We start from the raw sequence: 23727 nt of genomic DNA, 5'->3' as shown, positions 1-23727 counted from the left end.
GGCTTACAACGGCTTGACGGTGAACAGGCCGTCATCGTGGCCCTCTTCGGAGCCTCCGTAGACTTGTTCGGCCACAGTGCGAATCTTGCTGCCACGCGCTTCGAGGATCTGGTCCATGGCGCCGGCAAACCAGCCGGTGAACATGTAATCGACCTTGCGTCCGACCTTGCCGTAGACGTAGACAAACGCCGAGTGCTCGAGCTTGACGCTGGCGGTGCCTTTGTCGAGGTCGATGTCCTGGATTTTGAACAGGCCCCAGCCGCGTTGCGACAGGCGTTTCATGTAGTGCTCGAACACCGCAACGCCTTCCAGACCGTGGCATTCGGCTTCTTTTTCGCACCAGTGCCAGGCGGACTTGTAGCCGGCCTTGTAGAGGATCTCGGCGTAGGCGTCAGCGCCCAATACTTCTTCGATGCCCATGTGGTTATTGACGAAAAAGTGCCGTGGCACATAGAGCATCGGCAGGGCGTCGGACGTCCAGACACCGGTCTCGCTGTCGACTTCGATAGGCAATTGCGGGGCGATCTTGGCCATGGAAACTTAACTCCAGAAAAATGATGGTTCAGTGTTGGCCGCGGCCCTCACCCCAGCCCTCTCCCTCAGGAGAGGGGGCAGATCGGCGGCGGTCTCGAGAAAGCGTTACTCGCCCCAGACGTCCTTGAGGACGCTCACCCAGTTCTCGCCCATGATCTTGCGCACCACGCGTTCGGAATGGCCGCGCTTGAGCAGGGTTTCGGTGAGGTTGGGGAATTCGCCGACGGTGCGGATGCCCAGCGGGTTGATGATCTTGCCGAAGCTGGTCAGGCGGCGGGCATAGCCCTTGTCGTGGGTCAGGTATTCGAAGAAGTCCTGGCCGTGGCCTTGAGTGAAATCGGTGCCGATGCCGATCGCGTCTTCGCCGACGATGTTCATGGTGTATTCGATCGCTTCGGCATAGTCGTCGATGGTCGAATCAATGCCCTTGGCGAGGAACGGCGCAAACATCGTCACGCCGACGAAACCGCCGTGGTCAGCGATGAACTTCAGCTCTGCATCGGACTTGTTGCGCGGGTGCTCTTTGAGCCCTGACGGCAGGCAGTGCGAGTAGCACACCGGTTTTGTCGATTCGAGGATGACTTCCTCGGAGGTCTTGGAACCGACGTGGGACAGGTCGCACATGACGCCGACGCGGTTCATCTCGGCGACGATTTCGCGACCGAAGCCCGACAGCCCGCCGTCACGCTCGTAGCAACCGGTGCCGACCAGGTTCTGGGTGTTGTAGCACATCTGCACGATACCGACGCCGAGCTGCTTGAACACCTCGACATAGCCGATCTGGTCTTCGAAGGCGTGGGCATTCTGGAAGCCGAAGAGAATGCCGGTCTTGCCCTGTTCCTTGGCACGACGGATGTCGGCGGTGGTGCGCACTGGCATCACCAGGTCGCTGTTCTCGCGGATCAGCTTCTGGCTGGCGGCAATGTTGTTCACGGTCGCCTGAAAGCCTTCCCACACCGACACAGTGCAGTTGGCCGCCGTCAGACCGCCCTTGCGCATGTCTTCGAACAGCTCGCGGTTCCATTTGGCAATGATCAGACCGTCGATAACGATGCTGTCGGCGTGTAATTCGGCTGGGCTCATCAGGCGTCCCCTTGTTGGCGATTCATGCGCCGAATCGTCTGCCGGCGCTTTGGGGCCAGCATATGCCTAGGTGTCGGGGCGACCGGGTGCAAAAACGACAGGGGAATTGCCGAAAGCGTCAATCCGCGACAAAGGGTCGTGCGCCGCTCCGATCAGCTACCTGTTCAAGCCCGCGCGCTTGCGCCAGAATCTGCCGCAGCCTGCACATACCAACGGATTAGAGCGACCCCAATGAAATCGATCTTCCTCGCCCTGGCACTGATTGCGACCGGCGCCCACGCCGCCGAAGAATCCGAGAACAACCCGTGCGACGCAGTAGAAAACGACATCCAGACCCTGGAATGCTCCGCTTACAGCCGCAGCACCGCCGAAGACCTGCTCAAGGACAACTACGCCAGCCTCAACGAACGCCTGCAGACGGCGTACGGCAAGAACCCGACGCAACTGGCCGACATCACCGCCAAGTTGAAGACCGCTCAGCAGCAGTGGCTGAAAACCCGCGATGCGGATTGCGCAGTGGAAGCGTTCCCGGCGACCGCAGGCAGCAAGGCGTTCACCATTGCGCAGAATGATTGTGTGGCGCGGATGAGTGATGAACGGTCAGAGTTTTTGGAGTCGATCGGGCAGGAGTGATCGGATTTTTAGAAGGCTACCGCGGGCTTATCGACCGAACTCCTTCCTCACCATTGTGATCGGGCCGTCACGCTTCGCTTTGATAGCCAAGAGTGACGCGACCGCGCAACACCCGACACGCCTTGTTTATTGGTCATTGGAAAAATATAAGTAAAGATTCGCGAATCTTATAAAAGACTTATATTCTTCTATGAACAGCATCCACTGGACTCGCAAAGCTGTTAAGCAGCTTTTGAAATTGCATTCCGTGCACCAAGGGAAGGTTCGCGACGCCGTGACGGCGCTCGCCGACATGCCCGATGTTGGCAACGTAAAATCATTGGTTGGTCATGATTACGCTTACCGGCTGCGTGTCGGCAATTATCGAGTCATGTTCGACTGGGATGGCGAAATTAAAGTGGTCAGTATTCAAGAGGTCAAAAAACGTGATGAACGCACCTACTGACGTTCAAATAATCAATGACGCCGAGGGTAACCCTGCGTTCGTGGTTATCCCCTACGCTCAATATGTCGCGCAGAAAATACAGCCCGATCTGATTCCCCATGAGGTTGTCAGCCGGATCGTTGACGGGGCAACACCCATCCGCGCCTGGCGCGAACATCTCAATCTGACTCAGGAAGAGGTGGCGAAGCGCATGGGTATTTCGCAACCGGCATTTGCTCAACAGGAAACAGTCGCCAAGCCACGCAAGGCCACCCGCGAGAAAATTGCCGCCGCGTTCGGTATCACAGCCAGTCAGCTCGAACTGTAGGCTGCCCTCTTCATTCAAAGGAATTCACATGAACATCTGCGGCATCGAAATCAAAGGCAGCGAAGCGATCATCGCCGTAGCCGCTCTCGACGGTTCGTCCTTGAGCCACATTCCTCTTGCCACCAAGAAGATCGCCCTCGATGACGATGACGAAGCGGCCAACGTGAAGCTGTTCGCGGCGCAGGTGGCGTCGTTTGTGCGGGAGAACTCGGTGGACCGGATTGCGATCAAGAAGCGCAGCAAGAAAGGCGAATTTGCCGGTGGGCCGACGACGTTCAAGATTGAAGGGATTTTGCAGTTGCTGGAGGGTTGTGCGGTGACGCTGCTGTCGCCGCAGACGATCAATGCGCAGGCCAAGAAGCACAATTTCGAACTGCCGGGGACGTTGAACAAGTATCAGCATGAGGCTTACAAAGCCGCGTGCTCGGCGTTGGTGAAGCGGTAATGCCGATCAAATTGTAGGAGTGAGCCTGCTCGCGATAGCGGTGGGTCAGTCCCCGCACATGTCAGCCGATAGACCGCTATCGCGAGCAGGCTCACTCCTACAGGGGTTTTGTGTGCAGCCGTTCAGGCTTGGGCAGTACGCCGGTCTTCGCGGGGGCAGCGGGCAAATTTTGCTCGATAGCTGCGGGTGAAGTAGGACGGCGATTCGAAGCCGCAGGCAATGCTCACTTCGAGCACGCTCATGTCGGTCTGGCGCAACAGCTGCCGCGCCTTCTCAAGCCTTAAGCGCAGATAGAAATTACTCGGCGTATCGTTCAGATGCAGCCGAAACAAGCGCTCCAGTTGCCGCCGGGTGACCTTGATCGACTCCGCCAGTTGCAGCGTGGTCAGCGGTGGTTCGCTGTGCTGCTCCATCTCGCCAATCACTTGCACCAGCTTCTTGTTGCTGATGCCGTAGCGCGTGGCGACTTCCATGCGCTGGTGGTCCTTGCGCGGGCGGATGCGCCCCAGCACAAACTGTTCGCTGACCTGAATCGCCAGTTGCGGGCCGTGGGCCTGGGCGATCAGATCGAGCATTAAATCAATCGATGCCGTGCCACCGGCTGAGGTGATGCGCCGCCGGTCGATCTCGAACAGCTCCTGGGTCACGCTGAGCTGTGGATAAGATTCCTTGAACGCGTCGAGCGCCTCCCAGTGCAGCGTCAGGCGATGGCCGTCGAGCAGGCCTGCTTCGGCGAGGACGAAACTGCCGGTGTCGATACCACCGAGCGTTACACCGTCGTTGTCCAGCCGACGCAACCAGTGCTCCAGCGTCGGCGTGATGAACTTCAGCGGTTCGAACCCGGCCACCACCAGCAAGGTTGCGCCTTTCTTCAGCGGCTCCAGCGCGGCATCGGCGTTGACCGACATGCCATTGCTCGCCAGCACCGGCCCTCCATCGGCGCTGAGCACATGCCAGCGATACAGCTCGCCACGAAAACGGTTGGCCACGCGCAGCGGTTCGATCGCGGAAATAAAGCCAATGGCGGAGAACCCCGGCATCAGCAAAAAGTAGAAATCCTGGGACATGGGCGCACTCGGTTGGCGGGTCGCGTGCAACGTTGATACGCCGTTTGCCGGCGGCATTCAAGCGTGCAGGTCGCTACAGTGCAATTGCCAGTCGCCGCAGTGCGCTTTCACCGGGCCGTTGCTGCGTAACTTGGCACCACCGGCGCGCCAGATGCCGGAAACCCAATAATCGAACTGCCGAGGAACCCGACATGAAACGACTGATCAGCAGCTGCGTTCTTGCACTCAGCGGTACCGCTTTTTTGAGCACCGGCGTCATGGCGGCCGAACCGGCGTCCTGCAAGAACGTGCGCATGGGCGTGGTCAACTGGACCGATGTGATCGCCACCAGTGCCATGACCCAGGTCCTGCTCGACGGCCTCGGCTACAGCACCAAACAGACCAGCGCCTCCCAGCAGATCATCTTCGCCGGGATTCGCGATCAGCGCCTGGACCTGTTCCTCGGTTACTGGAACCCGCTGATGACCCAGACCATCACCCCGTTCGTCGAGGCCAATCAGGTCAAGGTGCTAGAGGCGCCAAGCCTGAAAGACGCCCGCGCGACCCTCGCGGTGCCGACCTATCTGGCGGACAAGGGCCTGAAAACCTTTGCCGACATCGCCAAGTTCCAGAAGGAGCTGGGCGGCAAGATCTACGGCATCGAGCCGGGCTCGGGCGCCAATACGCAGATCAAGGCAATGATCGCCAAGAACCAGTTCGGCCTCGGCAAGTTCCAGCTGGTGGAATCGAGCGAGGCCGGCATGCTCGCCGCCGTCGATCGCGCGGTGCGCCGCAAGGAAGCCGTGGTGTTCTTCGGCTGGGCGCCGCACCCGATGAACGTCAACATCCAGATGACCTATCTCACTGGCAGCGAAGACGCCCTCGGCCCGAACGAAGGCATGGCCACCGTCTGGACCGTCACGGCGCCGAAATACACCGAGCAGTGCCCGAACATCGGCCGCCTGCTGACCAACCTGACCTTCACCGCCGAAGACGAGAGCCGGATGATGCAGCCGCTGCTCGACCATAAAGACGCCTTCGAATCGGCGAAGCAATGGCTCAAGGATCACCCTGAAGACAAGCAGCGCTGGCTCGAAGGGGTGACCACATTCGACGGCAAACCGGCCGCTGAAAACCTCCAGCTGACCAGCAAATAACCCTCATTTTGAAAAGCCCCTCACCCTGACCCTCTCCCAGAGGGAGAGGGAACCGGACGACGCTTCGCAGCCCCGAAAAGGGCTGCGGACAGACCCATCACGCCTCAAGGAAACCGCACCATGAACCACGACGTCATCATCACCTGCGCACTCACCGGTGCTGGCGACACGACCGCCAAGAGCCCGCACGTGCCAGTCACCCCGAAACAGATCGCTGCTGCCGCCGTCGAAGCCGCCAAGGCCGGCGCCACTGTCGTGCACTGCCATGTGCGCGATCCACAGACCGGCAAGTTCAGCCGTGACGTCGCGCTGTACCGCGAAGTGATGGAGCGCATCCGCGAAGCGGACGTCGACATCATCGTCAACCTCACTGCCGGCATGGGCGGTGACCTGGAAATCGGCGCTGGCGAGAACCCGATGGAGTTCGGCCCGAACACCGATCTGGTCGGCCCGCTGACCCGTCTGGCTCACGTCGAAGCGCTGCTGCCGGAGATCTGCACCCTCGATTGCGGCACCCTGAACTTTGGCGACGGCGACACCATTTACGTGTCCACCCCGGCGCAACTGCGCGCCGGCGCCAAGCGCATTACCGAACTGGGCGTGAAGGCTGAGCTGGAAATTTTCGACACCGGTCACCTGTGGTTCGCCAAACAACTGATCAAGGAAGGCTTGCTCGACAACCCGTTGTTCCAGCTGTGTCTGGGCATACCGTGGGGCGCGCCGGCCGACACCACTACCATGAAAGCCATGGTCGACAACCTGCCGGCCGACGCGGTGTGGGCCGGTTTCGGCATCGGCCGCATGCAGATGCCGATGGCCGCGCAAGCAGTGCTGCTGGGCGGCAACGTACGGGTGGGTCTCGAAGACAACCTGTGGCTGGACAAGGGCGTGCTGGCGACCAACGGCCAACTGGTCGAACGCGCCGGCGAAATCCTCAGCCGCCTCGGCGCCCGCGTGCTGACCCCGGCTGAAGGTCGCAAAAAGATGGGCCTGACCCAGCGCGGCTAAAAGAACTCATTTCAAAACCCTGTGGGAGCGAGCTTGCTCGCGAAGAGGCCGGTACATCCGAAGCATCTTCATCAGCAGTGCCACCGAATTCGCGAGCAAGCTCGCTCCCACAGGGATCTTCAAAACATTCAGGAATCCACCATGCGCTTTATCACCGAAATCAAAACCTTCGCCGCCCTCGGCAGCGGTGTCATCGGCAGTGGCTGGGTTGCCCGCGCCCTCGCCCACGGTCTCGACGTAGTGGCCTGGGACCCGGCACCGGGCGCCGAAGCCGCGCTGCGCAAACGCGTGGCCAATGCCTGGGGTGCGCTGGAGAAAAACGGCCTGGCGCCGGGCGCTTCGCAGGATCGCCTGCGCTTTGTCGCGACCATCGAGGAATGCGTGCGCGATGCCGATTTCATTCAGGAAAGCGCCCCCGAGCGGCTGGAACTGAAACTCGATTTGCACAGCAAAATCAGCGCAGCGGCCAAACCCGATGCGCTGATCGGTTCAAGTACCTCGGGCCTGTTGCCGAGCGAGTTCTACGAGAGTTCGACGCACCCGGAGCGTTGCGTGGTCGGGCATCCGTTCAACCCGGTCTATCTGCTGCCGCTCGTAGAGGTGGTGGGCGGCAAGAACACCGCACCCGAGGCCGTTCAGGCGGCGATGCAGGTCTACGAGTCTCTCGGCATGCGACCGCTGCATGTGCGCAAGGAAGTGCCGGGCTTCATTGCCGACCGCTTGCTCGAAGCGCTGTGGCGCGAAGCGTTGCACCTGGTCAACGACGGCGTAGCGACCACCGGCGAGATCGACGATGCGATCCGTTTTGGCGCCGGGTTGCGTTGGTCGTTCATGGGCACTTTCCTGACGTACACCCTGGCCGGTGGTGATGCCGGCATGCGCCACTTCATGTCGCAGTTCGGCCCGGCGTTGCAATTGCCGTGGACTTATCTGCAGGCACCGGAGCTGACTGACAAGCTGATCGATGATGTCGTTGATGGGACCACTGATCAACTGGGCCGACACAGTATTTCGGCGCTGGAGCGCTATCGTGATGATTGTTTGCTGGCGGTGCTTGAGGCGGTGAAAACCACCAAAGAGAAGCATGGGATGAGTTTCAGCGAATAATGCGTATGGCATGACACTGCTGCCCTCACCCTAACCCTCTCCCTGAGGGAGAGGGGACTGACCGAGGTGTTTTTGCAAGCTACGCCGACTTGCACCACTGAGTCGAACTCTGGACTTGAAAAGCTCGAGAATCGGCTCCCTTTCCCCCTCGCCCCCTTGGGGGAGAGGGCTGGGGTGAGGGGGTTGCTCTTGATCTTCACCCATCAACTGCGGGAATCGAAACCATGCCCCACCTCACCACCTACCAAACCATCATCATCCCCGACTGGGTCGACTACAACGGCCACCTGCGCGATGCCTTCTACCTGCTGATCTTCAGCTACGCCACCGACGCGCTGATGGACCGTCTCGGCATGGACAGCAACAACCGCGAAGCCAGCGGCCATTCGCTGTTCACCCTCGAACTGCACCTCAATTACTTGCACGAAGTGAAACTCGACGCCGAGGTCGAAGTGCGCACGCAGATCATCGGCCACGACAACAAACGCCTGCACCTCTACCACAGCCTGTACAAGGTCGGTGATGCGCAGGAACTGGCCGGCAACGAACAGATGCTGCTGCACGTCGACCTCGCCGGCCCGCGCTCGGCGCCGTTCAGTGCCGAGACCTTGAGTCACCTGCAAAGCATCGTCGCCGAGCAGCAGGACCTGCCCGCTCCCGCTTACGTCGGCCGCGTCATTGCGCTGCCACCCGCCCGGTAAATTCATCGATCATCTGGAGCCGCCATGAACACCGCTGCCGCTGTTGCCGATTTTCGTACTTATCCGTTGATCAGCGCGCTGAGTGGCGTGCAGAGTCTGGCGGATCGGGTTGTCATCAAATGGGCTGACGGCCGCGTCAGCCCGTTTCATCATGTCTGGTTGCGGGATAACTGCCCCTGCCAGCAGTGCGTCTACAGCGTGACTCGCGAGCAGGTTTTCGAGATCGTCGATGCGCCTGACGAACTGCAACCGAGCGCCGCCTACGTTGATACCGAAGGCTGCCTGCGCATCGATTGGCAGGACGGCCACCTCAGCCGTTTCGATCCAGGATGGTTGCGCGCGCATGCTTATGACGACGAGTCCCGCGCTGAACGTCTGGCCGCCAGACCCAAAAGCTTTTTGTGGCGCAGCGATCTGCAGTTGCCGGTGTTCGATTACGCCGCGCTGATGAACGACAACGCTGCCCTGCTGCAGTGGTTGCTCGCCGTACGCGATATCGGCCTGACACAAGTGCGCGGCGTGCCCACCGAGCCCGGTTCGCTGCAACTCATCGCCCAGCGGATTTCCTTCATTCGCGAAAGCAACTTCGGCGTGCTGTTCAACGTGCAATCCAAAGCCGACGCCGACAGCAACGCCTACACCGCTTTCAACTTGCCGCTGCACACCGACCTGCCCACCCGCGAGCTGCAACCGGGGCTGCAGTTTCTGCATTGCCTGGTGAATGACGCCGAGGGTGGCGAAAGTATTTTCGTCGACGGCTTTGCGATTGCCGATGCATTGCGTCAGGAAGAACCGTCGCTGTTTCAGGCGCTGTGCGAAACCCCCGTGGAGTTTCGCAACAAGGACCGTCACAGCGACTACCGCTGCCTGGTGCCGATTATCGCCCTGGATGCGTTGGGGCGGGTCGCGGAGATTCGCATGGCGAACTTCTTGCGCGGAGCATTTGAGACGTCGGTGGAGCAGATGCCGTTGTTGTATCGCGCCTATCGACGGTTTATCGCCATGACCCGCGAGCCGCGGTTTCGTCTGATGCAGCGGCTCAAACCGGGTGAATTGTGGTGCTTCGATAACCGCCGCACGTTGCATGCGCGCAATGCATTCGACCCGGCCAGCGGGGCGCGGCATTTTCAGGGCTGCTATGTCGACCGGGATGAGTTGTTGTCACGGATTCTGGTGTTGCAGCGCTAGACCGCGTCATCGTTCATCGCCAGCAGGCTGGCTCCCACAAAGAGCAGTGCACATTTCCCTGTGGGAGCCAGCCTGCTGGCGATGAATCCATCTCGGTTTGACTGATTTACAGGCAAAAAAAACCCCGATCAAGCCGTGACAGGATCGGAGCTGAGGAGGGTACTGTCGAGGAGCTGCCAGGCGAGGGTGACCAAACCTTCGTGAAGCGAGCTGAGGCCAGTGTGCCTAGTCGACATTTTCGTCGGTTAGCCGAAAACGACCTGTTCATAGTCGTCCCGGCCACTGCGACAAAACGCCCTTGCCGCCTCCGGTCGGGGCCACCAGAATCGAGCCAGACCTCCGTTGCCACAGAAGGATTTGCGTGATGATGTACGCCGATTTGATTGATCAGGAAGACCTGTTGGGCCAGCTCAAGGCGTTGGGCATTCAAGTGCCGAGCGGCACCACCGCCGAACAGGCCTGCGAGTGTGCAGTGCGCGGGCTGGACAACGTGCGCGCCTTTGAACTGCGCAAGATGGTCAAGGACATGTACACCAGCGGCGCGAGCATTCAGCCGGCCGTGCGCCAGGCGATCGACAAACAGTTGCTGCCCGCCCTCTCCGATTACCAACAATCCCACAGCGCCTGAAAAACCAATCGCCAGCAGGCTGGCTCCCACATTCGACCGCATTCTCAATGAAAGAACCCGGTCACTGTGGGAGCCAGCCTGCTGGCGATAAACGATAACGCGGTCTACAGCCTTGCCTGATCGTTCCCGCGCTCTGCGTGGGAACGATCACATCAAAGCCTTACGCTGGCAAACGTCGATTCATTGCGCGCCTGACTCAACGCCGACATCGGCCCCGACAGCGGCGACATCACAATCGCCTGCGGCAGCGGCAGCATCGCCACTTGCTGGGTGGTGTTGGAGCCTACGCGCTCGTCACGCGGCGGAATGCCGAAGTATTCGCGGTAGCACTTGGAGAAGTGCGGCGTCGAAACAAAACCACACACCGACGCCACTTCGATGATCGACATCGGCGTCTGCTTGAGCAGCTGCCGGGCGCGGATCAGCCGCAGCTTGAGGTAATAGCGCGAGGGTGAGCAGTGGAGGTATTTCTGGAATAGTCGCTCCAGCTGCCGACGGGACACCGCGACGTACACCGCCAGTTCATCCAGATCGATCGGCTCCTCAAGATTGGCCTCCATCAGCGCGACGATTTCCTGCAGCTTCGGCTGGTTGGTGCCGAGCATGTGCTTGAGCGGCACGCGCTGGTGATCCTGCTCGTTGCGGATGCGCTCGTAGACGAACATTTCCGAGATCGCCGCCGACAGCTCGCGGCCGTGATCACGACTGATCAGGTGCAGCATCATGTCCAGCGGCGCGGTGCCGCCAGAGCTGGTGAAACGGTTACGGTCGAGGGTGAACAGGCGTGTGCTCATCGCCACTCGCGGAAACGCTTCCTGCATCGCCGCCAGACATTCCCAGTGCACGCTGCAATCGAAGCCGTCGAGCAGGCCGGCGCAGGCCAGCGCCCAACTGCCGGTGCACACCGCGCCGAGGCGCTTGGACTGCCGCGCCTGGCTTTGCAGCCAGGACACATGTTCACGGGTCACGGTGCGTTGAATGCCGACGCCGCCGCAGACGATAACAATGTCCAGTGGCGGGGCTTTGTGCATGGACGCGTCGGGGGTGATTTGCAGACCATCACTGGCCCAGACCTGGCCGCCGTCGACGGTGAGGGTGCTCCAGCGATACAGTTCGCGACCGGACAACTGATTGGCCATGCGCAGCGGTTCAACTGCGGACGCCAGAGAAATCAGCGTGAAATTGTCCAGCAGCAGAAAGCCGATGGATTGAGGCGCACGGTTCTGGGGTTGGGCCCCGGAGTTGAACGACGTCATCGCGGTATCTCCTCACACAAAGCGGGTGATGGCCTCAGGCGGAGGCTCTTGTTATTGCCAGTGTTCTCGCGTGAGAGACGGGCTTTGTTATGACAGAGCAATTGCCATGCCTAAAATTGGACGGCCATTCAATAACTCCTGAAAACGACCTCGCGACGTGTCTATTCGAGACCTGCGAACCGGACATTTCGAAGTGCCATCAAGCGCCGACAGGGCCCTGCCCCGCTGTCTGTGAGCAGATCGGTAGCACTTGTGGGAACAGGGCTGCAGGGGTTTTGCAAAGAGTGTCACCGCAAGCACGGGCGATGGACGGTCGAGTAGCGACTCGGCGGTCACGACTGACAACCACTCTTATCTGATTGCGACGCGCCAAAAGGTGGCGCGGTTGAAATGTGATGATCGTTTGGCGAGCAGTTTTGACTGGTCTGGCGCTATCGCGAGCAGGCTCACTCCTACAGGGAAACGCATTTCAAATTGTAGGAGTGAGCCTGCTCGCGATCGGGGCAACTCGGTTTCAACACTCAACCGCACTGACCGCCAGGCCACCGCGCGAGGTCTCTTTATATTTGTCATGCATATCCGCGCCGGTATCGCGCATGGTGCGGATCACCCGGTCGAGCGAGATAAAGTGCTGACCATCGCCACGCAAGGCCATCTGCGCCGCGTTGATCGCCTTCACCGCGGCAATCGCATTGCGCTCGATACACGGCACTTGCACCAGGCCGCCGACCGGGTCGCAGGTCAGGCCGAGGTTGTGTTCCAGGCCAATCTCCGCCGCGTTGCACAATTGCTCCGGCGTCGCGCCAAGAATCTCCGCCAGCCCCGCCGCAGCCATCGCGCAAGCTGAACCGACCTCGCCCTGACAGCCGACTTCGGCGCCCGAGATCGATGCATTCTTCTTGCACAGGATTCCCACCGCCGCCGCACCAAGGAAGTAGTCGACGACATTGGCGTCCGTCACCGCCTCGCTGAACTTCATAAAGTAGTGCAGCACCGCGGGTATGATTCCCGCCGCGCCGTTGGTCGGCGCCGTGACCATGCGCCCACCGGCGGCATTCTCTTCGTTGACCGCCAACGCGAACAGGTTGACCCATTCCATCGCGCTCAGCGTCGAGCCGATGACATTGGGTTTGTTCAGCTCCTGCAGACTGCGGTGCAACTTCGCCGCGCGCCGCCGCACATTCAAGCCGCCGGGCAAGATACCTTCGTGCTTGAGGCCTTGCTCGACGCAATCCTGCATCGCCCGCCACAGCTTCATCAGCCCGGCGCGGATTTCTTCTTCACTGCGCCAGACTTTTTCGTTGGCCATCATCAGTTCGGCAACCCGCAGGTTGTGCTTCTTGCACAGTTCCAGCAGCTCGACCGCGCTGGAGAAGTCGTAGGGCAATTCGGTGCGGTCGAGATCGACCACACCGCTGCTGGCCTGTGCCTCATCAACGACAAAACCGCCACCCACTGAATAGTAGGTGTCGCGATGCAATTCACCGTGATCGCCCTCGGCAACGATGGTCATGGCATTGGGATGGAACGGCAGGTTTTCATCGATCAGGCGCATGTCGCGCGCCCAGACAAACGGCACCGTCAGGCGGCCATCCAATAGAAGCGTGTCGGTTTCGCGCAGTGCCTGAATGCGCGGGCCGATCTGCGCCGGGTCAATGGCGTCCGGCCATTCGCCCATCAGGCCCATGATCACTGCGTTATCGCTGCCGTGACCGACGCCGGTGGCCGACAGCGAACCGAACAGTTGCACCTCGATCCGGCGCACCTGCTCCAGCTGGTGCTTGTCGCGCAACGCCTCGACGAACAATGCCGCGGCGCGCATTGGCCCCACGGTATGGGAACTGGAAGGGCCGATGCCGATTTTGAACAGGTCGAAAACGCTGATAGCCATTGCTGCAGAGCTCCTGAGAATACCGGTCCGGGCGGCAAAAGCGCCCGCTGGCGGAGCTGCTACGCTCAAGCTGCGATCCGCCGAATGCCGGCATCATCGGGCTTTTGTCGGCGCGCACGGCGTCTGACACCGACGCACTCATGTCCAGCAGCGCCGTTACGTTTTCGCCCCGCAAATGCGCCGTTTTTATGCAGATCAGAAGGCCATCGAGGGCGGAAAAAAGCTGTAAGCGACGTCACCGACACTGGAAGCGACCATCCCTGTACTGGATACGACCCTCCCTGTAGGCGTCAGATTTTCACTGGTACATGATCGGGATGACTCGATTGCCAGGCGCTGCGGTAGAGCTGTCTTCAGAACGCCACCCAACCGCAACCCATAAGTGCGGTGGTCCACAGTCGGAACACTGCCAAAAAAAACACCAAGGAGTCCATCCATGAAAGGTTCCCCGTCGTTGTTGTTGGCCGCCATGCTGAGTCTGCCGTTACTGGCGCAAGCCGCAGAACCGGCGCAATGCAGCCTCGTTAACTTCTCCGATGTCGGCTGGACCGACATCACCGCGACCACCGCCACCACCTCCGTTGTCCTCAACGCCCTCGGCTACAAGACCAAAACCACCATGATCTCCGTACCCGTGACCTACAAGTCGCTGGCCGACGGCAAGAACATGGACGTGTTCCTCGGCAACTGGATGCCGACCATGGAAAACGACATCAAGCCGTATCGCGATGCCGGCACCGTGGACACCGTGCGCACCAACCTCAAGGGCGCCAAGTACACCCTCGCCGTCCCGCAAGCCCTGTATGACAAAGGACTGCACGATTTCGCCGACATCGCCAAATTCAAGAAAGAGCTCGACGGCAAGATCTACGGCATCGAGCCAGGCAACGACGGCAACCGGCTGATCCAGAGCATGATCGACAAGGACGCCTTCGGTTTGAAAACCGCCGGTTTCAAAATGGTCGAGTCATCGGAAGCCGGCATGCTCTCGCAGGTTGATCGTGCGCAGAAGCGCGACACCGCCGTGGTCTTCCTCGGCTGGGCGCCGCACCCGATGAACAAGCGTTTCAAGATTCAATACCTGACCGGCGGCGACGACTTCTTCGGCCCCGACTTTGGTGCCGCCACCGTGGCCACCAACACCCGCAAGGGTTACGCCGAAGAATGCAGCAACGTCGGTCAGTTGCTGAAGAACCTGGAGTTCACCGTCGACATGGAAAGTGAACTGATGGGCAACATCCTTGACGACAAGATGAAGCCTGACGCGGCCGCCAAGGCCTGGCTGAAAAAGAATCCACAGGTGCTCGATACCTGGCTCGCTGGCGTGACCACCATTGACGGAAAACCAGGCCTGGAGGCCGTGAAAGCCAAGCTCGCGCCTTGATCCGAGGGGCATCGCTTATGCCGGGCAGGCGTGCCTGCCCGGGCTGTTAATTTCCTTGCATGCGGACGTTCACTACCATGCTGATTGATCAGAAAATACCTTTAGGCCAGTACATCGCGGGCTTCGTCGAATGGTTGACGCAACACGGCGCCAACACTTTCGATGCAATCGCCGTGACCCTGGAAACGATGATCCACGGCGTGACGTTTGCGCTGACCTGGTTCAACCCGCTGGTGTTGATTGGCCTGATTGCCATCATCGCCCATCTGATTCAACGCAAGTGGGGCCTGACCGCGTTCGTGGTCGCCTCGTTCCTGCTGATCCTCAACCTGGGGTACTGGCAGGAAACCATGGAAACCCTCGCCCAGGTGCTGTTCGCCACCCTGGTCTGCGTATTGATCGGCGTGCCGCTGGGCATCGTCGCTGCGCACAAACCGATGTTCTACACCATGATGCGGCCGGTGCTCGATCTGATGCAGACCGTACCGACCTTCGTTTACCTCATTCCTACCCTGACCCTCTTCGGGCTGGGTGTGGTACCGGGCCTGATCTCCACGGTGGTCTTCGCCATCGCTGCGCCGATCCGCCTGACCTACCTGGGCATCCGTGATGTCCCGCAAGAACTGATGGACGCCGGCAAGGCCTTCGGCTGCTCGCGTCGCCAGCTACTCTCACGGATCGAACTGCCCCACGCCATGCCGAGCATCGCCGCCGGCATCACCCAGTGCATCATGCTGTCGCTGTCGATGGTGGTGATCGCGGCACTGGTCGGCGCCGACGGACTCGGCAAACCGGTGGTCAACGCACTGAACACTGCTGATATTGCGCTGGGCTTCGAAGCGGGCCTGGCAATCGTACTGCTGGCGATCATGCTCGACCGTATCTGCAAACAACCCGACGCCAAAGTAGGGGGTGACGCATGAGCATTATTCGCTTTGAAGACGTCGACGTAATCTTCGCCAAGGACCCGCGCGAGGCACTCAAGCTGCTCGATCAGGGCATGACCCGCAACGAAATCCTGAAGAAAACCGGGCAGATCGTCGGCGTGGAAAAAGCCACGCTGGACATCAACAAGGGCGAGATCTGCGTGCTGATGGGCCTGTCGGGCTCGGGCAAATCGAGCCTGCTGCGCTGCATCAACGGCCTCAACACCGTAAGCCGCGGCAAGCTGTTCGTCGAGCATGAAAACCGCCAGATCGACATCGCTTCTTGCTCCCCGGCCGAACTGAAAATGATGCGCACCAAACGCATCGCCATGGTCTTCCAGAAGTTCGCCCTGATGCCCTGGCTGACGGTGCGCGAAAACATCAGCTTCGGTCTGGAAATGCAGGGTCGACCGGAAAAGGAACGCAAGAAGCTGGTCGATGAAAAACTCGAACTGGTGGGCCTGACCCAATGGCGCAACAAGAAGCCCGACGAACTTTCCGGCGGCATGCAACAGCGCGTTGGCCTCGCCCGCGCGCTGGCGATGGACGCCGACATTCTGCTGATGGACGAACCGTTCTCGGCCCTCGACCCGCTGATCCGTCAGGGTCTGCAGGACGAATTGCTGGAACTGCAGCGCAAGCTGAGCAAGACCATCGTGTTCGTCAGCCACGACCTCGACGAGGCGCTAAAACTGGGTAGCCGTATCGCGATCATGAAAGACGGGCGGATCATTCAGTACAGCGTGCCGGAAGAAATCGTCCTCAACCCGGCAGACGACTATGTGCGCACTTTCGTTGCGCATACCAACCCGCTCAACGTGCTCTGCGGGCGCAGCCTGATGCGCACACTGGACAAGTGCAAACGCATCAACGGCTCGGTGTGCCTCGACCCGGGCGGCGATTCGTGGCTGGACCTGGCCGAAGGCAACACCATCAAAGGCGCGCGGCAGAACGGTTCGGTGCTGAACCTGCAGAACTGGGCACCGGGGCAAGCGGTGGAAGGTCTCGAGCGCAAGCCAACGCTGGTGGACTCCAACATCGGCATGCGCGACGCGCTGCAGATTCGTTATCAGACCGGCAACAAGCTGGTGCTGCACGATGACAATCATGTGGTGGGGATTCTGGGCGACAGCGAGTTGTATCACGCGTTGTTGGGCAAGAATCTGGGGTAATGCGCCAAGTGGGATAAAAAAAAGGGATCGCGGTGAGCGATCCCTTCTTGTTGGGTCAGGAAAAAGCCCCTCACCCTAACCCTCTCCCAAAGGGAGAGGGGGCTGACCGGAGGATGCTGCAGTTATCCCTGATCGTTCCCACGCTCCGCGTGGGAATGCAGCCCGGGACGCTCCGCGTCCCACAACAGCGGACGCAGAGCGTCCATTGAGACATTCCCACGCAGAGCGTGGGAACGATCATGCAAAAGGGGCTCAATCGGGCCCCTTTTGTTTTAACGGTTTAGCTGTAAACCCGGCCAAGCAACTGCCGATGACTCTCAAACTGATCCAGCACATCCCGCGTGATCTGCTCCGGCGTAAAGCCCATCAAGTCGTAATCCTGACTGCCGTTGTGCAGATACACCTCAGCCCGGTAATAACGCTGACGCGCCTCATCCGATTGCGCTGATTCAGTCGGAGTCGCCAGATAACCCTCCAGGCTCACTTCGTAAACGAAAGGATTGCCCTCTTCCATCTCAACCCGCACGCCCATGCAACGCTTGGCTTTACCCAACAGCGTCTGCACTTCAATACCCTGATTGCGCAATTGCGCGGCGGCGTCTTCCAGCGCGGGGGTAACGTGCTTGTCCATGAAACGCTGCACCACCGATTGGCTCGGTTGCAGATCCAGTTGCGTCAAGCGCTCGCTGAAACCGCGACGTCCGCGTTCGGCCAGTTGCGCCTGCTCCTGCTCGATCTGCACGTCCTGACGCATCGCCTTGTGCAGGCCGAACATGAAGCACACCAGCACCACCGAGAACGGCAGGCCGGCCAGCACCACCATGGTTTGCATGGCTTCGAAGTTACCGGCGAACAACAGACCGATGGTCACAAGCGTGATCACCACCGACCAGAAAATCCGCAGCCAGTGCGGCGCGTCTTCGTCGACATTACCGCCCTTGCAGGAAAGGTTCGCCATCATCACCGCGCCGGAGTCGGCCGGGGTCAGGAACAGCACGAAGCCGACGAAGATCGACACACCGATGACGACTTTCGACGCCGGGTAATGCTCAAGCAACTGATAGATCGCCATCGACGGCTGTTCCAGCGCCGTCTTGCCCAGCTCCACCGCGCCCTGGTTCATCACCAGATCCAGTGCCGAGTTGCCGAAGATCGACAGCCACGCCAGGGTGAAGCCCAGAGGAATCAGCAGCACGCCGGCGACCAGTTCACGCACGGTGCGACCACGGGAAATCCGCGCGATGAACATGCCCACGAATGGCGCCCAGGAAATCCACCACGCCCAGTAGAACAGCGTCCACAGGCCCAGCCAGCGATCGGACTTGGCGTTGTCGCCTTCATAGACGTACAGATCGAACGTCTTCAGCACCACGCCGTTCAGGTAATCACCGATGTTCTGCACGAAGCCGTTGAGCAGGTGCAGGGTCGGGCCGAACAGCAGCACGAAGATCAGCAAGCCGCTGAACAGCACGATGTTAAGGTTAGACAGACGTCGAATGCCGTTTTCCACACCGGACACGGCAGCGATGGTCGCCACGGTGCTCATGACGATAATCACGATCAGCAGATTGGTGTTGCTGTGTTCCATGCCGAACAGGTTTTCCAGCCCCGAGGACACTTGCAGCGAACCGATGCCCAGGTTGGTCACCAGCCCCAGCAGCGTCACGAACATGCCGAAGCCGTCCACCGCATGCCCGGCCGCGCCTTTGACCCAGCGCTCGCCAACCAGCGGATACAGCGCCGAACGCAAGGCCAACGGCTGGTTATGCCGATAAGCAAAGTAAGCAACCGCCAGGCCGACCAGTGCGTAGATCGCCCAGCCATGCAGGCCCCAATGCAGGAACGTCAGCTGCACCGCCTGACGCGCCGCCAGATTGCTGGCCGACGTGCCTTCCGGCGGATTGAAGTAGTGATCCAGCGGTTCGGACGCGCCGAAGTACAACAGCGAAATGCCGATACCCGACGAGAACAGCATCCCCGCCCAGGCGCCGTAACTGAAATCCGGGGTGTCGTCTTTGCTGCCCAGTTTGAGTTTGCCGTACGAGGAAAACGCCAGACCGACCACGAACACCAGGTACGCGGCGATCACCACCATGTAGTACCAGCCGAAGCTGCGCGACAACCAGGCCTGAGCGATACCCAACACTCTGCCGGCCTCTTGCGGGGCGATGATCAGAATGGCGGTCAACAACAGAATCAACGCGGTCGAGGTGTAGAACACCCAACCGTTGACCGTCACCTTCTCGGGCGGGGTCTTTATTAGCGAGGCAGAACTCATGGCACAAATGCTCCAGGCAGTGCGAGAGAAGAACACAAGGCATCACGGAACCCGACCAATCGGTTAGTTGGCAGCCGACCGGCGGGTGATATAAAGACACTCCGAAAAAAGCCCGAACCTGCCGAAATGGCGCGCTGATCGCTTTCGTGGCCCTGGTGTGCGGACGTTCATCCGAAACCTGGTCCCGAGCGTCTTGCCCTTTCAACACGTCCATTGAATCGCGAACCGCGCCATGCCCCACGCAGGTTTCGAGCCGTTTCAGGTGTCGGTTTTTATCGTCATTACACGTAGGAAAAAGCTGTAGGCAGCGACGAATTGTCGCAGATCTTATTCTTTGTTGATTGAACGTTCAATCAAAACAAAATAGACTGGCCCTCAATCCGATCGGCGTCATTCGCCCCTCGGAAGGCCTAAGGAGATGTGCAAGATGCCCAAGGTCGGTATGCAACCCATCCGCCGTCAACAACTGATCGAAGCCACGTTGCAAGCGGTCGATCAGGTCGGAATGGGGGACGCCAGCATTGCGCTGATCGCCCGTTTGGCCGGTGTCTCGAATGGCATCATCAGTCATTACTTTCAGGACAAGAACGGCCTGATCGCCGCCACGATGCGGTACCTGATGAGCGTCCTCAGCGAGAACGTCACCGCGCGCCGTCAGGCGCTGACAGATGACAGCCCACGGGCGCATCTGCAGGTGATCATCGAAGGCAACTTCGACGCCAGCCAGGTCAATGGCCCGGCAATGAAAACCTGGCTGGCCTTCTGGGCCACCAGCATGCACCAGCCGTCTTTGCACAGGTTGCAGCGGATCAACGATCACCGTCTGTATTCCAACCTGTGCTGCGAGTTCCGCCGGGTGTTGCCGCTCGAAGAAGCGCGCAATGCCGCGCGAGGCCTGGCAGCGTTGATTGACGGCTTGTGGTTGCGCGGCGCGCTGTCGGGAGACGCTTTCGACACGGCGCAGGCGCAACGGATCGCTTACGAATACATGGATTTCCAATTGGCCAAGCAGGCAGGTCAGAGCACACAGAAACCGCTCGACGCCTGAACCCCACCGTAGCGTCATCGCGGTGGTCAAGGCCAACAACCAATGCACTTGCGAGGACACTATGGCCCGTTTCGAACTGCAAAAACTCTACATCGATGGCGCGTACACCGACGCTGGCAGCGATGCCACCTTCGAAGCCATCAACCCGGCGAACGGTGAAGTCCTCGCCCAAGTGCAACGCGCGACCAAGGAAGACGTCGAGCGCGCTGTGGTCAGCGCCGAAAAGGGCCAGAAAATCTGGGCCGCGATGACCGCCATGGAGCGTTCGCGCATCCTGCGTCGCGCCGTCGACATCCTGCGCGAGCGCAACGATGAGCTGGCCGCACTGGAAACCCTGGACACCGGTAAATCCTTCTCCGAAACCAAGTACGTCGACATCGTCACCGGCGCCGACGTGCTGGAATACTACGCAGGCCTGGTGCCCGCCATCGAAGGCGAGCAGATCCCGCTGCGTGACACTTCTTTCGTTTATACCCGCCGCGAGCCGCTGGGCGTGGTCGCCGGTATCGGCGCGTGGAACTACCCGATCCAGATCGCTTTGTGGAAATCCGCGCCAGCCCTGGCGGCCGGTAACGCGATGATCTTCAAGCCAAGCGAAGTGACCTCGCTGACCACCCTGAAACTGGCCGAGATCTACACCGAAGCCGGCGTGCCGAACGGCGTCTTCAACGTGCTGACCGGCAGCGGCCGCGAAGTCGGCACCTGGCTGACCGAGCACCCGCGTATCGAGAAAATCTCCTTCACCGGCGGCACCGACACTGGCAAGAAAGTCATGGCCAGCGCTTCGGCCTCGTCGCTCAAAGACGTGACCATGGAACTGGGCGGCAAGTCGCCGCTGATCATCTGCGACGACGCTGATCTGGATCGCGCCGCCGACACCGCGATGATGGCCAACTTCTACAGCTCCGGTCAGGTCTGCACCAACGGCACCCGCGTGTTCGTACCGGCGCACCTGAAAGCGGCTTTCGAAGACAAGATTGTTGAGCGCGTTGCGCGCATCCGCGTCGGCAACCCGGAAGACGAAAACACCAACTTCGGTCCGCTGGTCAGCTTCGCCCACATGGAAAGCGTGCTGGCTTACATCGAGAAAGGTAAGGAACAAGGCGCGCGTGTACTGTGCGGCGGCGGTCGTCTGACCGACGGCGAATTCGCCAAAGGCGCGTTCGTGGCACCGACCGTGTTCACCGACTGCACCGACGACATGACCATCGTTCGCGAAGAAATCTTCGGTCCGGTCATGGCGATCCTCTCCTACGAAACCGAAGAAGAAGTGATCCGCCGCGCCAACGACACCGACTTCGGCCTGGCCGCCGGTATCGTCACCCGTGACCTGAATCGCGCGCACCGCGTGATTCATCAGCTGGAAGCCGGTATCTGCTGGATCAATGCCTGGGGCGAGTCCGACGCGAAAATGCCGGTGGGCGGTTACAAGCAGTCGGGTGTGGGCCGTGAGAACGGCATCAGCTCGCTGAACAACTTCACCCGCATCAAATCGGTACAGGTCGAGCTGGGCGATTACGTCTCGGTGTTCTAACCCGAGATTTGCATTGCCCGCGAAGGCCTCTTCGCTGGCAAGCCAGCTCCCACAGGTTTGGTGTCATGCACCAGATCTGTGGCATCCCCAATCCCCCAGTGGGAGCCAGCCTGCTGGCGATTAAGTGCACAGCACTCGCCAAGGCCTGACCTGACCAACTTCAAAGAGGGTGCATTCAATGTCCCAAGAATTCGATTACATCATCATCGGGGCCGGCTCGGCCGGTAACACACTTGCCACCCGTCTGACTGAAGACGAAGGCGTCACCGTTCTGCTGCTCGAAGCCGGCGGTCCGGATTACCGTTACGACTTCCGCACGCAAATGCCGGCCGCGCTGGCGTTCCCGCTGCAGGGCCGCCGCTACAACTGGGCCTACGAAACCGATCCAGAGCCACACATGGACGGTCGCCGCATGGAATGCGGTCGCGGCAAAGGCCTCGGTGGCTCATCGCTGATCAACGGCATGTGCTACATCCGCGGTAACGCCATGGACTACGACGGCTGGGCGAAACTGCCGGGCCTGGAAAACTGGTCGTACCTTGATTGCCTGCCGTACTTCCGCAAGGCGGAAACCCGTGACATCGGCCCGAACGATTACCACGGTGGCGACGGTCCAGTCAGCGTGACCACGCCGAAAGCCGGCAACAACCCGCTGTTCCACGCCATGGTTGAAGCCGGCGTACAGGCCGGTTATCCGCGCACCGAAGACTTGAACGGTTACCAGCAGGAAGGCTTCGGCCCGATGGACCGCACCGTGACGCCGAACGGCCGCCGTGCTTCCACCGCCCGTGGTTATCTCGACGTTGCCAAGAAGCGCTCGACCCTGACCATCGTCACCCACGCGCTGACCGACAAGATTCTCTTCGAAGGCAAGCGTGCGGTCGGCGTGCGTTACCTGATCGGCGACGCCGAAGAACGCGTCGAAGCCAAGGCACGCAAGGAAGTCCTGCTGTGCTCCGGCGCCATCGCGTCGCCGCAGATTCTGCAGCGCTCCGGCGTTGGCCCGGCGAAACTGCTGGAAAGCCTCGATATCCCGGTGGTCCACGACCTGCCGGGCGTTGGTGAAAACCTCCAGGATCACCTTGAGCTATACCTGCAATACGCCTGCACCCAGCCAGTCTCGCTGTACCCGTCGCTGCTCTGGTACAACCAGCCGGCGATCGGTGCCGAGTGGCTGTTCAACGGCACCGGCATTGGCGCCAGCAACCAGTTCGAGGCCGGCGGTTTCATTCGTTCGCGTCCGGAATTCGAATGGCCGAACATCCAGTACCACTTCCTGCCAGTGGCGATTAACTACAACGGCAGCAACGGTGTGAAAGAGCACGGTTTCCAGGCGCACATGGGCTCCATGCGTTCGCCGAGTCGTGGCCGCATCCAGGTCAAATCCAAGGATCCGCGCCAGCACCCGAGCATCCTGTTCAACTACATGGCCACCGAGCAGGACTGGCAGGAATTCCGTGACGGCATCCGCCTGACCCGCGAAATCATGCAGCAGCCGGCGCTGGACGCCTTCCGTGGTCGCGAGATCAGCCCGGGCATTGACGTGCAAACCGATGAGCAGCTGGACAAGTTCATCCGCGAACACGCCGAAACCGCGTTCCACCCGTCCTGCTCATGCAAGATGGGCACCGACGAGATGGCCGTGGTCGATGGCGAAGGTCGTGTGCACGGCATGCAGAGCCTGCGCGTGGTCGATGCCTCAATCATGCCGATCATCACCACCGGCAACCTCAACGCACCGACGATCATGATGGCCGAGAAAATCGCCGACAAGATCCGTGGCCGCAAGCCGCTGCCGCGCAGCAATGCCGCTTACTACGTGGCCAATGGTGCGCCGGTGAAGGGCAAGCCGATGCGTGATATCACCCCCGTTACTCAGTAATTCAGTTACACCGCATCAAGGCTGATCGCGAGCAGGCTCACTCCTACAAGGATCTCCAGTGCACGCAAATTCTG

General features: G+C 60.3%; 22 protein-coding genes. 16 read left to right on the top strand and 6 right to left on the bottom strand.

Annotated features, from left to right (window positions below):
- Positions 1 to 3: 3 nt before the first annotated feature.
- Together J3P75_RS02655 and J3P75_RS02650 are read right to left on the bottom strand one after the other, a co-directional pair.
- On the bottom strand, positions 4 to 534 hold the full coding sequence (locus J3P75_RS02655) for a DUF5943 domain-containing protein (protein WP_005792152.1): 531 nt from the start codon (positions 532 to 534) through the stop codon (positions 4 to 6).
- A 105-nt stretch (positions 535 to 639) separates the two neighbouring features.
- On the bottom strand, positions 640 to 1617 hold the full coding sequence (locus tag J3P75_RS02650; RefSeq protein ID WP_434709243.1) for a dipeptidase: 978 nt from the start codon (positions 1615 to 1617) through the stop codon (positions 640 to 642).
- Positions 1618 to 1848: 231 nt separating this feature from the next.
- Here J3P75_RS02650 and J3P75_RS02645 point away from each other — a divergent pair, with 231 nt between their 5' ends.
- The 4 genes from J3P75_RS02645 to J3P75_RS02630 all read left to right on the top strand — a co-directional run bounded on the left by J3P75_RS02645 (position 1849) and on the right by J3P75_RS02630 (position 3447).
- The gene (locus J3P75_RS02645) at positions 1849 to 2250 is read left to right on the top strand and encodes a lysozyme inhibitor LprI family protein (RefSeq protein WP_434709242.1); all 402 of its coding nucleotides are present in this window, start codon (positions 1849 to 1851) and stop codon (positions 2248 to 2250) included.
- Positions 2251 to 2440: 190 nt separating this feature from the next.
- Positions 2441 to 2695 (top strand): type II toxin-antitoxin system RelE family toxin, encoded by a 255-nt coding sequence (locus tag J3P75_RS02640; protein WP_434709240.1) that lies wholly within the window; start codon positions 2441 to 2443, stop codon positions 2693 to 2695.
- Positions 2679 to 3002, top strand: a complete 324-nt coding sequence (locus J3P75_RS02635; RefSeq protein ID WP_042606630.1) for a helix-turn-helix domain-containing protein — start codon at positions 2679 to 2681, stop codon at positions 3000 to 3002. The genes J3P75_RS02640 and J3P75_RS02635 overlap by 17 nt, the downstream gene beginning before the upstream one ends.
- A gap of 28 nt (positions 3003 to 3030) precedes the next feature.
- The gene (locus J3P75_RS02630) at positions 3031 to 3447 is read left to right on the top strand and encodes a DUF3010 family protein (RefSeq protein ID WP_434709239.1); all 417 of its coding nucleotides are present in this window, start codon (positions 3031 to 3033) and stop codon (positions 3445 to 3447) included.
- A gap of 122 nt (positions 3448 to 3569) precedes the next feature.
- On the opposite strand, the gene J3P75_RS02625 is transcribed toward J3P75_RS02630, so the two are convergent.
- The gene (locus tag J3P75_RS02625; RefSeq protein WP_434709238.1) at positions 3570 to 4514 is read right to left on the bottom strand and encodes a GlxA family transcriptional regulator; all 945 of its coding nucleotides are present in this window, start codon (positions 4512 to 4514) and stop codon (positions 3570 to 3572) included.
- A gap of 191 nt (positions 4515 to 4705) precedes the next feature.
- On the opposite strand from J3P75_RS02625, the gene J3P75_RS02620 reads away from it, so the two are divergent.
- The 6 genes from J3P75_RS02620 (at position 4706) to J3P75_RS02595 (ending at position 10282) form a co-directional block, all read left to right on the top strand.
- Complete coding sequence (locus tag J3P75_RS02620; RefSeq protein WP_434709237.1) at positions 4706 to 5650, top strand: choline ABC transporter substrate-binding protein; 945 nt, start codon at positions 4706 to 4708, stop codon at positions 5648 to 5650.
- A 120-nt stretch (positions 5651 to 5770) separates the two neighbouring features.
- Positions 5771 to 6658: a 3-keto-5-aminohexanoate cleavage protein gene (locus tag J3P75_RS02615; protein WP_018612361.1), complete on the top strand. Its 888-nt coding sequence runs from the start codon at positions 5771 to 5773 to the stop codon at positions 6656 to 6658.
- A gap of 141 nt (positions 6659 to 6799) precedes the next feature.
- Positions 6800 to 7765, top strand: a complete 966-nt coding sequence (locus tag J3P75_RS02610) for an L-carnitine dehydrogenase (RefSeq protein ID WP_434709236.1) — start codon at positions 6800 to 6802, stop codon at positions 7763 to 7765.
- Positions 7766 to 7989: 224 nt separating this feature from the next.
- On the top strand, positions 7990 to 8466 hold the full coding sequence (locus tag J3P75_RS02605; RefSeq protein ID WP_434709235.1) for a thioesterase family protein: 477 nt from the start codon (positions 7990 to 7992) through the stop codon (positions 8464 to 8466).
- Positions 8467 to 8490: 24 nt separating this feature from the next.
- Positions 8491 to 9654 (top strand): gamma-butyrobetaine dioxygenase, encoded by a 1164-nt coding sequence (locus tag J3P75_RS02600; RefSeq protein ID WP_434709234.1) that lies wholly within the window; start codon positions 8491 to 8493, stop codon positions 9652 to 9654.
- A gap of 364 nt (positions 9655 to 10018) precedes the next feature.
- Positions 10019 to 10282, top strand: coding sequence for a hypothetical protein (locus J3P75_RS02595; RefSeq protein WP_016772808.1), 264 nt, complete (start codon positions 10019 to 10021; stop codon positions 10280 to 10282).
- Between the two features lie 152 nt (positions 10283 to 10434).
- Here the strand turns inward: J3P75_RS02595 and J3P75_RS02590 are convergent, their stop codons facing one another.
- Together J3P75_RS02590 and J3P75_RS02585 are read right to left on the bottom strand one after the other, a co-directional pair.
- Positions 10435 to 11538, bottom strand: coding sequence for a GlxA family transcriptional regulator (locus tag J3P75_RS02590; RefSeq protein WP_090287006.1), 1104 nt, complete (start codon positions 11536 to 11538; stop codon positions 10435 to 10437).
- A gap of 514 nt (positions 11539 to 12052) precedes the next feature.
- Positions 12053 to 13429 carry an L-serine ammonia-lyase gene (locus J3P75_RS02585; RefSeq protein WP_434709233.1) on the bottom strand — a complete coding sequence of 459 codons (1377 nt, stop codon included), beginning with the start codon at positions 13427 to 13429 and terminating at the stop codon, positions 12053 to 12055.
- A 436-nt stretch (positions 13430 to 13865) separates the two neighbouring features.
- Here J3P75_RS02585 and J3P75_RS02580 point away from each other — a divergent pair, with 436 nt between their 5' ends.
- From J3P75_RS02580 to choV, 3 genes are all read left to right on the top strand, one after another.
- The gene (locus tag J3P75_RS02580) at positions 13866 to 14813 is read left to right on the top strand and encodes a choline ABC transporter substrate-binding protein (RefSeq protein ID WP_203419792.1); all 948 of its coding nucleotides are present in this window, start codon (positions 13866 to 13868) and stop codon (positions 14811 to 14813) included.
- A gap of 77 nt (positions 14814 to 14890) precedes the next feature.
- Complete coding sequence (gene choW / locus J3P75_RS02575; protein WP_016772805.1) at positions 14891 to 15736, top strand: choline ABC transporter permease subunit; 846 nt, start codon at positions 14891 to 14893, stop codon at positions 15734 to 15736.
- Positions 15733 to 16911, top strand: coding sequence for a choline ABC transporter ATP-binding protein (gene choV / locus J3P75_RS02570; RefSeq protein WP_434709232.1), 1179 nt, complete (start codon positions 15733 to 15735; stop codon positions 16909 to 16911). The genes choW and choV overlap by 4 nt, the downstream gene beginning before the upstream one ends.
- A 280-nt stretch (positions 16912 to 17191) precedes the next feature.
- On the opposite strand, the gene J3P75_RS02565 is transcribed toward choV, so the two are convergent.
- Positions 17192 to 19132: a BCCT family transporter gene (locus tag J3P75_RS02565; protein WP_434711197.1), complete on the bottom strand. Its 1941-nt coding sequence runs from the start codon at positions 19130 to 19132 to the stop codon at positions 17192 to 17194.
- A gap of 484 nt (positions 19133 to 19616) precedes the next feature.
- Here J3P75_RS02565 and betI point away from each other — a divergent pair, with 484 nt between their 5' ends.
- From betI to betA, 3 genes are all read left to right on the top strand, one after another.
- The gene (betI, locus tag J3P75_RS02560; protein ID WP_203419794.1) at positions 19617 to 20237 is read left to right on the top strand and encodes a transcriptional regulator BetI; all 621 of its coding nucleotides are present in this window, start codon (positions 19617 to 19619) and stop codon (positions 20235 to 20237) included.
- Between the two features lie 61 nt (positions 20238 to 20298).
- Positions 20299 to 21771, top strand: a complete 1473-nt coding sequence (gene betB / locus J3P75_RS02555; RefSeq protein ID WP_434709231.1) for a betaine-aldehyde dehydrogenase — start codon at positions 20299 to 20301, stop codon at positions 21769 to 21771.
- Positions 21772 to 21949: 178 nt separating this feature from the next.
- On the top strand, positions 21950 to 23653 hold the full coding sequence (gene betA / locus J3P75_RS02550; RefSeq protein ID WP_312999563.1) for a choline dehydrogenase: 1704 nt from the start codon (positions 21950 to 21952) through the stop codon (positions 23651 to 23653).
- The last annotated feature ends 74 nt before the right edge of the window (positions 23654 to 23727 follow it).

The sequence above is a fragment of the Pseudomonas sp. R1-1 genome (genome assembly GCF_051132135.1).
In the GTDB taxonomy this organism is placed as follows: Bacteria; Pseudomonadota; Gammaproteobacteria; order Pseudomonadales; family Pseudomonadaceae; genus Aquipseudomonas.
This window is presented reverse-complemented; position numbering and strand designations above follow the sequence as displayed.